At 63.0% G+C, this 12,352-nt stretch carries 16 protein-coding genes and 1 riboswitch; of the genes, 5 read left to right on the forward strand and 11 right to left on the reverse strand.

The genetic code is table 11. The features are described 5' to 3' along the window. Positions 1–32: 32 nt before the first annotated feature. From WBK23_RS01100 to nrdR, 10 genes are all read right to left on the reverse strand, one after another. Positions 33–680, reverse strand: coding sequence for a retropepsin-like aspartic protease family protein (locus WBK23_RS01100; protein WP_424482163.1), 648 nt, complete (start codon positions 678–680; stop codon positions 33–35). A 16-nt stretch (positions 681–696) separates the two neighbouring features. After that, entirely contained in the window at positions 697–1,425 is a 729-nt protein-coding gene (locus tag WBK23_RS01105; RefSeq protein WP_424482164.1) for a substrate-binding periplasmic protein, read from the reverse strand. A 14-nt stretch (positions 1,426–1,439) separates the two neighbouring features. Beyond that, the gene (locus tag WBK23_RS01110) at positions 1,440–1,970 is read right to left on the reverse strand and encodes a phosphatidylglycerophosphatase A family protein (RefSeq protein WP_424482165.1); all 531 of its coding nucleotides are present in this window, start codon (positions 1,968–1,970) and stop codon (positions 1,440–1,442) included. Then, complete coding sequence (gene thiL / locus WBK23_RS01115) at positions 1,963–2,931, reverse strand: thiamine-phosphate kinase (protein WP_424482166.1); 969 nt, start codon at positions 2,929–2,931, stop codon at positions 1,963–1,965. Before thiL ends, WBK23_RS01110 begins: the two co-directional genes overlap by 8 nt. Positions 2,932–3,165: 234 nt before the next feature. Next, on the reverse strand, positions 3,166–3,657 hold the full coding sequence (gene nusB, locus WBK23_RS01120; protein ID WP_424482167.1) for a transcription antitermination factor NusB: 492 nt from the start codon (positions 3,655–3,657) through the stop codon (positions 3,166–3,168). Beyond that, positions 3,654–4,130, reverse strand: coding sequence for a 6,7-dimethyl-8-ribityllumazine synthase (gene ribE, locus WBK23_RS01125; RefSeq protein WP_233685991.1), 477 nt, complete (start codon positions 4,128–4,130; stop codon positions 3,654–3,656). The genes nusB and ribE overlap by 4 nt, the downstream gene beginning before the upstream one ends. Before the next feature lie 52 nt (positions 4,131–4,182). After that, a complete protein-coding gene (gene ribBA, locus WBK23_RS01130; RefSeq protein WP_424482168.1) occupies positions 4,183–5,277 on the reverse strand; it encodes a bifunctional 3,4-dihydroxy-2-butanone-4-phosphate synthase/GTP cyclohydrolase II in 1,095 nt (364 codons plus the stop codon). Between the two features lie 12 nt (positions 5,278–5,289). After that, a complete protein-coding gene (locus tag WBK23_RS01135; RefSeq protein ID WP_424482169.1) occupies positions 5,290–5,952 on the reverse strand; it encodes a riboflavin synthase in 663 nt (220 codons plus the stop codon). A 320-nt stretch (positions 5,953–6,272) separates the two neighbouring features. Then, a riboswitch (FMN riboswitch) is annotated at positions 6,273–6,432 on the reverse strand. Positions 6,433–6,514: 82 nt separating this feature from the next. Next, positions 6,515–7,633 (reverse strand): bifunctional diaminohydroxyphosphoribosylaminopyrimidine deaminase/5-amino-6-(5-phosphoribosylamino)uracil reductase RibD, encoded by a 1,119-nt coding sequence (gene ribD, locus WBK23_RS01140; protein WP_424482170.1) that lies wholly within the window; start codon positions 7,631–7,633, stop codon positions 6,515–6,517. Further along, positions 7,633–8,097, reverse strand: a complete 465-nt coding sequence (gene nrdR / locus WBK23_RS01145) for a transcriptional regulator NrdR (RefSeq protein WP_424482171.1) — start codon at positions 8,095–8,097, stop codon at positions 7,633–7,635. Before nrdR ends, ribD begins: the two co-directional genes overlap by 1 nt. Before the next feature lie 88 nt (positions 8,098–8,185). Between nrdR and WBK23_RS01150 the strand changes: the two genes are divergently transcribed. The 3 genes from WBK23_RS01150 to trxA all read left to right on the forward strand — a co-directional run bounded on the left by WBK23_RS01150 (position 8,186) and on the right by trxA (position 10,407). Continuing rightward, positions 8,186–8,662 (forward strand): YbaY family lipoprotein, encoded by a 477-nt coding sequence (locus tag WBK23_RS01150; protein ID WP_424482172.1) that lies wholly within the window; start codon positions 8,186–8,188, stop codon positions 8,660–8,662. Further along, positions 8,659–9,315, forward strand: coding sequence for a class I SAM-dependent methyltransferase (locus tag WBK23_RS01155; protein ID WP_424482173.1), 657 nt, complete (start codon positions 8,659–8,661; stop codon positions 9,313–9,315). The genes WBK23_RS01150 and WBK23_RS01155 overlap by 4 nt, the downstream gene beginning before the upstream one ends. A gap of 219 nt (positions 9,316–9,534) precedes the next feature. Beyond that, positions 9,535–10,407 carry a thioredoxin gene (gene trxA, locus WBK23_RS01160; RefSeq protein WP_424482174.1) on the forward strand — a complete coding sequence of 291 codons (873 nt, stop codon included), beginning with the start codon at positions 9,535–9,537 and terminating at the stop codon, positions 10,405–10,407. 9 nt (positions 10,408–10,416) lie between these two features. Here the strand turns inward: trxA and WBK23_RS01165 are convergent, their stop codons facing one another. Beyond that, positions 10,417–10,755: a hypothetical protein gene (locus WBK23_RS01165; protein WP_424482198.1), complete on the reverse strand. Its 339-nt coding sequence runs from the start codon at positions 10,753–10,755 to the stop codon at positions 10,417–10,419. 127 nt (positions 10,756–10,882) lie between these two features. On the opposite strand from WBK23_RS01165, the gene WBK23_RS01170 reads away from it, so the two are divergent. Together WBK23_RS01170 and WBK23_RS01175 are read left to right on the forward strand one after the other, a co-directional pair. Then, positions 10,883–11,455: a DUF2796 domain-containing protein gene (locus WBK23_RS01170; RefSeq protein ID WP_424482175.1), complete on the forward strand. Its 573-nt coding sequence runs from the start codon at positions 10,883–10,885 to the stop codon at positions 11,453–11,455. Positions 11,456–11,561: 106 nt separating this feature from the next. Then, on the forward strand, positions 11,562–12,272 hold the full coding sequence (locus WBK23_RS01175) for an ABC transporter ATP-binding protein (protein WP_424482176.1): 711 nt from the start codon (positions 11,562–11,564) through the stop codon (positions 12,270–12,272). Positions 12,273–12,352 lie beyond the last annotated feature (80 nt).

Below are 12,352 nucleotides of genomic sequence, written 5' to 3' on the forward strand. Positions count from 1 at the left end.
CCTGAATTACTGATGATAAGGATCGAACAGGCCTAGTACTTGGATTCCAGCACCAGCACATCCTGCTCAACCTTCCAGCCAACCCGGCTGAGAAAGCTCATGCCGAGCAAGGCCTCGGTGGGCGAGTCGCCTTCCAGCACCACGGCTTCGACGCCGAGCACTTCCAGCTCGCCGACCTTGACCCGGTCCAGCGTCACGCGCCAACCACGGGCGGTGCCGCTGGCGGTACTGACCTGCAAGGGCGACCCGATCACCCGGTAATCGATACCCAGCCGGCGCGCATGCGCGTCATTCAAGGCGATCGAGGTGGCCCCGGTATCAACCAAGAACTGGATGGACTGGCCATTGACCGAACCCGCCACCCAGTAATGCCCGCCAATGCCTTTGGCGACGCTGAGCTGCTTTTTCTGCGCCTCGGCGAAGCCTTCGCTATATTCACGACTGAGGCTGTAGCTGCGCTCGACGCCGTCGACTCGCAGCACCGCACCACGGCTGTCGGCGCTGACCACCACCACCCCACCGGGGCCAGCCTGGCCGACTTTGACCAGCTTGCGCTGACCGTCGACACTCAACACCGCCGCCCCCGGAAACAACCCGACCACCCGTACCTGGGTGGCCGCCAAGGCCCAGCTGCCGACGAGCAGCGGCAGACTCAGAATCAGAACTTTCAACGCGTGCATGGAGCGTCTCGCAGAGTTAGTCGAACGGATAGGGTTGCTGCCAGCGCCGGAAAATCGGGCGCAAGCTGCCATCTTTGACCAATACCGCCATGCGCTTATCGAACAGCTCGGCCAATGTACGGCCGCGCGGGTTATCGGCAAAGCCCAGATAGACCGGCAGCTTGGTCAGCGGCGTCACCCGGTACAGCGCCGGATCACGCGCGGCGCTCAGCACATCGCTAACCTCGGTGAGGGCGTCGATATAAAAGTCCGCATGACGCTGATCGAGCATGCCCAGGATGCCGCTGCGACGTATCACCTCGCGGTATTCGCGCACCTTCGGCAGGTAGCGCTGGTATTCGTAACCACGCACCCAAATCAACCGGTACTGATCGAGCGAATCCAGGTGTGGCTCCGGCTGCGTCAACAACCCCAGCGCGGCGATCTGATCGGCATCGTAATGCCAGCGCGGGTAGAAAACGCTCTGTTTGATCTCATTATGATAAGAACCGGCCCAGGCATCCGCCTCGCCGCGCTGCACCAGGCCGATGGAGCGGGTGTAGGGCACACTCTGGATCGCCAGCTGCACACCCGCTGGCTCATAAACCTTACGGAAGATATCCCAGGCCAGACCACTGCCATCGGCATTGGTATGCCCCGCCCAGACTTCGCTGGCAATGCGCACGCGCTCAGGCTCGGCCGCATGCGTGAACGCACCGGCACATAGCAGCACAGAGCAGAGCAACCAGCCACACCAGCGGTTCATCAGCGACCTCTTCGTTACCAGCCCAATGCTGTTGCCAAGCCATTGGCCCACGCCCAGACGAGCAGTTGCAGGCTCATCCAGGCGAACACCCCGGCCAGTACATCGTCGAGCATGATGCCAACCCCACCATGCACATGCCGGTCGATCCAGCGGATCGGCCAGGGCTTGAGGATGTCGAACAGACGGAACATTAAAAAGCCTAGCAGTAGCCAGCCCCAGCCGTCCGGCACCAGCCAGAGGGTGATCCACATGCCGACCATTTCATCCCAGACAATGCCCTCGTGATCGTGCACCCGCAGGTCATCGGCCACCTTGCCGCACAGCCAGAAGCCGAACAGCATGGTGACGCCGAGCATCAGCCAGTAGCCCCAGTCCGGCAGCAGCTGCCACAGCGGGATAAACGGCAACGCCACCAGCGAGCCCCAGGTGCCCGGGGCCTTGGGCAGGGTGCCGGAGCCGAAGCCGAACGCGAGAAAATGCCAGGGGTTGCGCCAGACCGAAGGCGGTACGAACTCAGCGGGGACTTGCTTGGGATGATCAGTCACTGGAGCTTCCAAAATGTTGATAACCACTGTGCAGCGGCTGAACTGGCTGGCCGTGTTCATCCAGCAACGTAACGCCCTGCCCTGCCGCGACTCGGCCGATCACCCGCACTGGCCAACCGGCCTGCTGCAAGCCAGGCAGATGCTGCGCCGGCAGGGTAAAGGCCAAACGGTAATCGTCACCACCACTGAGCGCGCACTGAAGCGCCGTCTCGCTGCCGGCAAACGCCTGCAAGGCCGCCGACAGCGGCACCTGCGCCTGCTCGATCAGCAGCGCCACGCCCGATGCGACCGCGATATGCGCGCAATCGGCCAACAGCCCATCGGAAATATCCAGCGCCGCCGTGGCCTTGCCGCGTAGCGCCTGGCCGAGTTCGAGCTGTGGCAACGGCGACCAGTAGCGCGCCAGCAACGGCTCGGCGACAGCCGGATCGGCCTGGCGCTGCCCCAGCACCAGTGGCAAGGCTCCGGCGGCATCGCCCAGCTCGCCGCCGACACAGAGCAGATCACCGACCTGCGCGCCCTTGCGGGTCAGCGCCATACCGGCCGGCACGCGGCCGAAGACGGTCAGGGTGAGACTCAGGGGGCCGCGGGTTGTATCACCGCCGATCAGGCGAATGGCGCACTGCTGCGCCATCTGTTCCAGCCCCCGGGCAAACGCCGCCAGCCAGGCCGATTCGGCACTGGGCAGGGTCAAGGCAAGGGTAAAACCGATAGGCGTCGCGCCCATGGCGGCCAGATCGCTGACCGACACAGCGACGGCGCGCTGGCCCAGCAGAAAAGGATCGGCCGCTTCGGGGAAATGCACCCCGGCGACCAGGGTATCGGTGGACACCGCCAGCTGTTCGCCAGCCGGCAGTTGCAACAGGGCGCAATCGTCGCCAATGCCCAATGCCACGCCTTCGCCGGCCTGCGCACAGGGCGCAGCGGCGAAGTAGTGACGGATCAGCTCGAACTCACCCATGAGATGGCAACGATCTGCTGCGCGTCGGCCCTACTGCGTTGCAACGACCAACGGGAGTAACAGCCGAAGGCTGGCCCGAAGGGCGAGCGAAGCGAGTCAAAGCAGGCTCGAAATGCTCATGTGCTACAGCACACTCCGCTTCCTCGCCTGCTTTGACCAGCCGAAGGCTGTTACTACGTAGCGCCTTGCAGGACTCTAGCTCGCAAGATCGTAAATCAAGCATCCAAAAAGACCTTAACGCTTGTTAGCGCGAACTTCGTCCGCACGCAGACGCGGAGCCAGCTTGTCCAGCACGCCATTGACGAACTTGTGCCCGTCAGTTGCGCCAAACACCTTAGCCAGCTCGATGCCTTCGTTGATCACCACGCGATAAGGGATATCGATGCGGTTTTTCAGCTCGTAGGTCGACAGACGCAGGATCGACAGTTCAACCGGGTCGATCTCGTCCAGCGGACGATCCAGCAGCGACTCGAACGCGCCGTCGATCTCGGTCTTCTGCCGCGGTACGCCGTGCAGAATCTCGTGGAAGTAGGCACCGTCCACTGCAGTGAAATCGTTATCGACGCGGAACTGCGCTTCGATCTCGTTCAGCTGCTGCCCAGCCATATGCCAGGAGTACAGCGCCTGCATGGCCAGCGTGCGTGCCTGACGGCGCGCGAGGGTCTTGGTGCTGGGGCCTTTTTTCGGCGCTTGTGGCTGCTGCCCGTTACCGTCGTTCTGGCTCACTTGGCCTCCAACTGCGCCAGCAGGCTGACCATTTCCAGGGCGGACAATGCAGCTTCCGCGCCTTTGTTGCCGGCCTTGGTGCCGGAACGCTCGATGGCTTGTTCGATGGAATCTACGGTCAGTACGCCGAAGGCAACCGGTACGCCGAACTCCATGGACACCTGAGCCAAGCCCTTGGTGCATTCGCCAGCCACGTATTCGAAGTGCGGGGTGCCGCCACGGATGACCGCGCCGAGGGCGATGATCGCGTCGTATTCGCTACGCTGGGCAACTTTCTGCGCCACCAGAGGAATCTCGAAGGCACCCGGAGCGCGGATGATGGTGATGTCGCTTTCGCTCACGCCATGGCGAACCAGGGCGTCAACCGCGCCGCTGACCAGGCTTTCGACAACGAAGCTGTTGAAGCGGCCGACGACCAGGGCAAAGCGGCCCTTGGGGGCGATAAAAGTACCTTCGATGGTCTTCAGGGTCATAGCGAATCTCGTCTGTATTAAAGAGCCGGGCCGCCAGTGGCGACCCTTGGGATTATTTGGAGGGCAGGTATTCTACAACTTCCAGGTCGAAACCGGATATTGCATTGAACTTCATCGGCGAACTCATCAGGCGCATCTTGCGCACGCCGAGGTCACGCAGAATCTGCGAGCCAGCACCGACGGTGCTGTAGGTGGTCGGATTGGCGACTTTCGCCTCACCGCCCAGCTGACGTTCCAGGTGCGCCAGCAGATCCGGACCGCTCAGCGGGTTACCCAGCAGCAGCACCACGCCGCTACCGTCCTTGGCCACTTCGGCCATGGCCGCGCGCAGGCTCCAGCGGCCCGGTTGCTTGACCATAAACAGGTCGCGCAGCGGGTCCATGTTGTGCACGCGCACCAGGGTCGGCTCTTCGGCGCAGATAGTGCCCAGGGTCAGGGCCATGTGCACATCGTTCTCAACCGAATCACGGTAGGTGACCAGGTTGAACTGGCCCAGCTCGCTGTCGAGCACCTGCTCGCTGACACGCTCGACGGTGCGCTCGTGGATCAGGCGGTAGTGGATCAGGTCGGCGATGGTGCCGATCTTGATGCCATGCAGCTTGGCGAACTCTTCCAACTCAGGGCGACGCGACATGGTGCCGTCGTCGTTCATGATCTCGCAGATCACCCCACTCGGCTCGAAACCACCCATGCGCGCCAGGTCGCAGGCCGCTTCGGTGTGGCCGGCACGCGCCAATACGCCGCCCGGCTGAGCCATCAGCGGGAAGATATGGCCGGGGCTGACGATATCGTCGGCCTTGGCGTTCTTCGCTGCAGCGGCCTGCACGGTGCAGGCGCGGTCGGCGGCGGAAATACCGGTGGTAACGCCCACCGCGGCTTCGATGGAGACGGTGAACTTGGTGCCGAAACCGGAGCCGTTACGCGGTGCCATCAACGGCAGCTTGAGGGTTTCGCAGCGTTCGCGGGTCATCGGCATGCAGATCAGGCCACGGGCGAAGCGCGCCATAAAATTGATGTGCTCGGCAGTGACGCACTCAGAGGCGATGATCAGATCGCCTTCGTTCTCGCGGTCCTCGTCGTCCATCAGGATGACCATCTTACCGGCGCGGATGTCTTCGACCAGTTCTTCAATACTGTTAAGAGCCATGCGGGTGATTCCTTAATTCTTCAAGTAGCCGTGTTCGGCGAGAAAACCTTCGGTCATGCCCGAGGCCTTGGGCTCGGCCGCTTTGTCGCCGAGCAGCAGGCGCTCCAGGTAACGCGCCAACAGGTCCACTTCGAGGTTGATCTGCTGCCCCGGACGGTAGTCGACCATGATGGTCTCGGCCAGGGTGTGCGGCACGATGGTCAGCTCGAACTCGGCACCGTTGACCGCATTGACGGTCAGGCTGGTGCCATCGACGGTGATCGAGCCCTTGTGGGCGATGTATTTGGCCAACTCGCGCGGCGCGCGAATGGTGAATTGCACGGCGCGGGCGTTATCGGCGCGGGCGATGATTTCACCGACGCCGTCGACATGGCCGCTGACCAAATGGCCGCCAAGGCGGCTGGTCGGCGTCAGGGCCTTCTCCAGATTGACCTTGCTACCGGCCTTCAAGCTGATAAAGGCGGTATGCGCCAGGGTTTCGCGGCTGACATCGGCCCAGAAACCATCACCCGGCAGCTCCACAGCCGTCAGGCACACGCCGTTGACCGCAATGCTGTCACCGAGTTTGACGTCGGCGAGGTCTAGCTTGCCGGTCCCTACATACACCCGTACGTCACCGCCCTTGGGCGTCAGTGCGCGAATGCTGCCAATCGATTCGATTATGCCGGTAAACATGTCACCCCCTGCTTAACAGGCCGTTGAAAAACTACCTGCGTTGCCATCGCAGCGTTAAACACAGGCTCAAAATGCTCATTTACAACTCGTAAACTCCGCTTTTTCGCCTGTTTTTGCCTTGCGCTGACTGCCTCGCCAACGCTTTTCAACGGCCTGCTCGCGCCCACGACAAAGCACTGGCGAACAACGCCAGAAGCCTGGGACACGGAATAAAAATCAGACATCTAGACCAACTCCTGTTTTATAAAAAACAGGGCATGTTTGATTGATAGGATCGATAGGGATTTCGAGGCACGCCTGAACGCGCCTGGTTGAGGCAATCCCGCTCTCTCTTTATCCGGACTCTAACCGTCGGCCCCGGAATCACACCGGGTCTGCTGACCTTGCCAAGGCAATCACGCCACCTGGACAAGCGCTCGCGGGCTAGGCCTTGCAGCCATTACCGCCGGTGGGGAATTACACCCCGCCCTGAGAACGTTACGGCCACTTGCGTAGCCGAGACGCGTTTTACCACAATTGCCTGAGCCGTGCATGGCCAAGCGACCGCGTGAATAGTGACCGATCAAACGGCCGACTGCGGCACCGCAATGATCCGCCAGTCATCACCGACCGCGCGCATTTCGACGATTTTCATCGCCGGCGCATCGGCCATGCGCGCCAACGGCAGATCCAGCAACGGCCGCGCACTGGAACCAAGCAACTTGGGCGCGACGAACAACTGGTATTCATCGACCAGGCCCTGGCGAGCAAAAGCACCAGCCAGGCGCGGCCCAGCCTCGACCAGCACTTCATTGGCACCGCGACTGGCCAGCTCGACCAGCAGCTTGCGCAGGTCAACATGGCCGTTGCTGCCGGGCACGGCCAATAGTTCGTGACCATCGTCCAGATAGCGATCGCGCGCCGAGGCCGCCGCACAGGTCGCCACCATGGCCGCACCAACCTGGAAGAACGGCACGCTCAGTGGCACGCGCAAACGCCCATCGACCAGCACCCGTAGCGGTGGCCGAGCCTGCGCCAGGGCGCTCAGTTCGGCCCCCAGGCCCAGCTCATCCGGCCGCACAGTCAAACGCGCATCATCGGCCAACACCGTATCGGCACCGGTCAACACCACGCTGGAACGAGCGCGCAGACGCTGCACCGCAGCGCGCGCGGCCGGGCCGGTAATCCACTGGCTTTCGCCGCTGGCCATGGCGGTGCGACCGTCCAGGCTCATCGCCAGCTTGACCCGCACGAACGGCAGGCCCTGCTCCATGCGTTTGATAAAACCGGCATTCAGCGCGCGCGCCTCAACCTCCAGCACCCCGCTTTGCACCGCAATACCGGCGTGCATCAGGCGCAGCAAGCCATCGCCACCGACCTGCGGATTGGGGTCTTGCATGGCGGCAACCACACGGCTGATGCCGGCATTGATCAGTGCATCGGCGCACGGCGGGGTACGCCCATGATGGCTGCAGGGCTCCAGGGTGACGTAGGCGGTTGCGCCACGGGCCTTGTCGCCGGCCTGGCGCAGCGCATGCACTTCGGCGTGCGGTTCGCCGGCGCGGGCGTGCCAGCCTTCGCCGACAATCTGCCCGTCACGTACGATCACGCAGCCGACGCGCGGATTGGGATGGGTGGAATACAGGCCTTTACGGGCCAGCTCCAGCGCACGGGCCATAAAGGCGTGATCGGAAGTCATCATCAGCCCTGGACAGGTTCGCGGGACAGGCGGTCGATTTCCTCGCGGAACTCGTTGAGGTCCTGAAAGCGCTTGTACACCGAGGCGAAGCGGATATAGGCCACTTCGTCGAGCTTCTGCAGCTCGCCCATGACCAGCTCACCCAGCACCAGCGACTTGATCTCGCGCTCGCCGGTGGCGCGCAGCTTGTGCTTGATATGGGCGATGGCTGCTTCCAGGCGCTCGATACTCACCGGGCGTTTTTCCAGGGCGCGCTGCATGCCGGCACGCAGCTTGTCTTCATCGAAGGGCTGGCGGCTGCCGTCCTGCTTGATCAGGCGGGGCATCACCAGTTCGGCGGTTTCGAAGGTGGTGAAGCGTTCTTCACAGGCCAGGCATTCGCGCCGACGACGCACCTGCTCGCCCTCGGCAACCAGGCGCGAGTCGATCACTTTGGTGTCATTGGCAGCGCAAAAGGGACAATGCATAGATAAAGCCAACCTTGGACGCGAAGCCGCCATGGTAGCGCATCCCGCAGGCAAGACAAGCCGAGGCCTTTGCGGTATACAGGCGCCCATGCAACCCGTGGAGTTGATTGCCTCGATGAAAGCCCACACACCGTTCCAACCGCTGCTGCTGGTCAGCCTGTTTAGCCTGCTCGCGGCCTGCGCCAGCGAGGCCCCAGCGCCCGCCGCCCAACCTGTCGTCGCACCCGCACAGGTCCTCGCCGCGCCCCTGCCCGCGCACCAGCGCGAGCTAAGCGGCAGCCTGTTGAATGTGCCCAATGAGGCGGATGTCGAGCTGGCCCTGCTCGCCGTCGACGCGCGCGGCCGGCCGCAGGCGCTGCTGGGCAATATCCAGCTGCGCGGCACCGGTAATCCGCTGGCGTTTCGCCTGCCGTTCAACCCGGAAACCTTCAACAAGCACAGCCGCATCGAGCTACATGGCCGTGCCAATCAGGCTGGCCGACTGATTCTGCGTTTACCGCCGCAACCGATCAGCCGCGCAGAAACCCAGGCCCTCGGTGAATTGCGCCTGGTACCAGCGCCATGACAGCACCGGCCGCCTTGCAGGCTGCACTCAGCGAATTGCTGGGCGACGCCCAGCTCAGCGCGCAAACCTTGCCCGGCACCGCGATCAAGCTGTGGCTGATCGACCCGGCCAATATGGATCGCTGTTTCAGCCCGGAAGAAACCCGCCTGATCCTCGAAGAACCACCCTACTGGTGCTTCTGCTGGGCCAGCGGCCTGGTGCTGGCGCGCTGGCTGGCCGAGCATCCCGAGTGGGTGCGCGGCAAGCGCGTGTTGGATTTTGGCGCAGGTTCAGGCGTGGCGGCGATTGCCGCGGCCAAGGCCGGCGCGCTGGAAGTGGTGGCCTGCGACCTCGACCCGCTGGCGATTGCTTCCTGTCAGGCCAATGCAGCACTCAATGACGTGCAGCTGAGCTACTCGACGGACTTCTTCGCCGAGGCCGACCGTTTCGACCTGATTATCGTCGCCGACGTGCTCTACGACCGCGCCAACCTGCCGCTGCTCGATGAGTTTCTCAGTCGTGGCCGTGAAGCACTGGTGGCGGACTCACGGGTACGCGACTTTCAGCACCCGCTCTATCAGCGCCTCGGCATACTCGAAGCCTGCACCTGGCCGGACCTGGCCGAGCCGGCTGAATTTCGCCATGTCAGCCTGTATCACGCCGAGCGCGCGTGAAAACTACTGCGCTCGATCATGCTGCGTTAAAAACAGGCTCAGAATGCTCATTTACAACTCGTAAACTCCGCTTCTTCGCCTGTTTTTGCCTTGCCTGACCTTCGCTCGCTACGTTTTCACACCGCTTAGATACACAGACTTGCATCCGCCACGCCGCGCCCATATTTATAGTCCATCGAACTCCAGCCCATCCCAACTTGCGCCCAGCCGAGACCGACCATGAGCGACTCCCCTTATATTTTTGATATCGCAGGCAGCGCCAGCTTTGAACAGCTGGTGATCGAGAACTCCTTCCATAAGCCGGTGCTGGTGGATTTCTGGGCCGAATGGTGCGCACCGTGCAAGGCGCTGATGCCGCTGCTGGCGAAGATTACCGAGGAGTTCCAAGGCGAACTGCTGCTGGCCAAGGTCAACTGCGATATCGAGCAGGACATCGTCGCCCGCTTCGGCATCCGCAGCCTGCCCACTGTAGTGCTGTTCAAGAACGGCCAGCCGGTTGACGGCTTTGCCGGCGCGCAGCCCGAGTCGGCGATCCGCGAGATGCTCAAGCCCCATGTGGCCGAACCGGCACCAGCTGCCGCCGATCCGATGGAAGCGGCCCAGGCACTGTTTAGCGAAGGCCGCTTCGCCGACGCCGACGCCGTGCTCAAGGTACTGCTGACGGAGAACAACGAACACGCCGCCGCGCTGATCCTCTACGCGCGCTGCCTGGCCGAGCGCGGCGAGCTGGGCGAAGCCGAAAGCGTGCTGGGTGCGGTCAAAGGCGATGAACACAAACAGGCCCTAGCCGGTGCCCGCGCGCAGCTGACCTTTTTGCGCCAGGCCGCTGACCTGCCAGACGTCGCCAGCCTGAAAACCCGCCTGGCGCAGAACGCCGAAGACGATGAAGCGAGCTATCAGCTCGCGATCCAGCAACTGGCCCGTCAGCATTACGAGCCGGCGCTGGACGCCCTGCTCAAGCTGTTTATCCGCAACCGCAGCTACGCCGACGGCCTGCCGCACAAGACCCTGCTGCAGGTGTTTGACCTGCTGGGCAACGACCACCCGCTGGTCACCGCCTACCGGCGCAAGCTGTACCAGGCGATTTACTAGGCACAGGCTTTAGCCAATCCAGTGATAGATGGGCGCATCCGCGCCTGTCTCCATCCGAACCTGCGCGCAATGGCGCAGCCGCACCAGCAGGCGCTTGCCCGCTGCTTCACCGCCAGCCAAACCGGCCAATTGCCCAAGCAACTGTGGCCCTTCGATCTGCCCGGCCTTGCGCAACAGCTCCAGGGTGGCTTGCCACAGAGCATCGTTGGTCTGCAGGGCCGGCGCAACGGGCGTTTCAACCGGCGCACTTGGCGTGATGTGCTGAGCCAGCTGCGCCCAATCCTGCGCATCCAGCTCAACCGTCAGATCCACCGGCCATGCGCCGATCTGCCCACGAATTCGCACCATCATCCTGCCCTCACTTGATCAGCCCGCATGCTCCCACGCCGACCCGCGCGCGCCAAGAGAGACTGGCCAGAGCAGCGCAAAAGTTGTTATAACGTAACGCGCAACTACGTTCTGACCGGAGATCACCATGCGCCGCCTGCTACTTGCCCTGCCTTTCGCCCTGCTGCCCCTTGCCACCCCTGCGGCTGAGCACAGCCATGCACACGACGACCACGATCACGCCGAACACGGCAGCCTGGAGGCTCACGAGCACGGCGCGGCGCAGCTCAATGTGGTGCTCGACGGCAAGATGCTGCACCTGCAACTGGATAGCCCGGCGATGAACCTGGTGGGCTTCGAGCACGCGGCCGAGAGCGCCGCCGACAAAGCCAAGGTCGCCGCCGCTCGCAGTCAACTGGAACAACCGCAAACGTTGTTCGGCCTGAGCGCGGGTGATTGCCAGATCAGCAAGCACGAGCTGGAAAGCCCGCTGTTTGCTGAGCATAAGCACGAAGAACACCACGACCACGACAGCGAGCACAGCGATATCCACGCGCACTACAGCCTCGACTGCCAGAAGCCTGAAGAATTGCAACAACTTGATCTGGGCGAACTGTTCAAGCGCTTCCCCGCCACCGAGAAAATTCAGGTACAACTGATCGGCCCGAACGGCCAGCAAGGCCTGGAGCTGACACCCGCGCAGCCAACCCTGAGTTTCTGATTTACCGACTGAACGTAGGGTGGATGACGCTTCACCCATCCACCCTTGCATTTTTGTGGTGGATGAAAAGAGCGTCATCCACCCTACGTGCCAAACGAGTTCTCCCATGAGTGCAGCCCTGATCCAACTGTGCAACCTCGGCTTTGCCTGGCCCGGCCAGCCTGAGCTGCTGGACATCGACAGCTTCACCCTGCAGCGCGGCGAAAGCCTGTTTCTCAAGGGCCCCAGCGGCAGCGGCAAGACCACCCTGCTCGGCCTGCTCGGCGGAGTGCAGAAGCCCAACCGCGGCACGATTCAGCTGCTTGAGCAGGATCTCAGCACGCTGTCCGCCGGTGCCCGCGACCGCTTCCGGGTCGACCACACCGGCTATATCTTCCAGCAGTTCAACCTGCTGCCGTTTCTCTCTGTACGCGAGAACGTCGAGCTGCCTTGCCACTTCTCCACACTGCGCGCCAAGCGGGCGATTCAGCGCCACGGCAGTGTCGATAACGCCGCGGCCGCCCTGCTCGCCCACCTGGGCCTGGATCAGCCCGGCCTGCTGCAGCGCCGCGCCGACCAGCTGTCGATCGGCCAGCAGCAGCGCGTCGCCGCCGCCCGCGCGCTGATCGGCCAGCCCGAGCTGGTGATAGCCGACGAGCCGACCTCGGCCCTGGATGCCGATGCCCGCGAAGCCTTCCTTCAGCTGTTGTTCGCCGAGTGCCGCGAGGCCGGCTCCAGCCTGCTGTTTGTCAGCCATGACCAGAGCCTGGCGCACCTGTTCGACCGCAGCCTGTCGCTGGCCGAACTGAACCGCGCCGCCCTGCCCGCAGACCATTGAGAAACTACCTACGTTGCCGATTCGGCGTTAAAAACAGGCTCGAAATGCTCATTTACACCAGTAAACTCCGCTTTCTCGCC

Origin of the sequence: Pseudomonas sp., assembly GCF_049653025.1 — a bacterium.
GTDB lineage: Bacteria > Pseudomonadota > Gammaproteobacteria > Pseudomonadales > Pseudomonadaceae > Aquipseudomonas.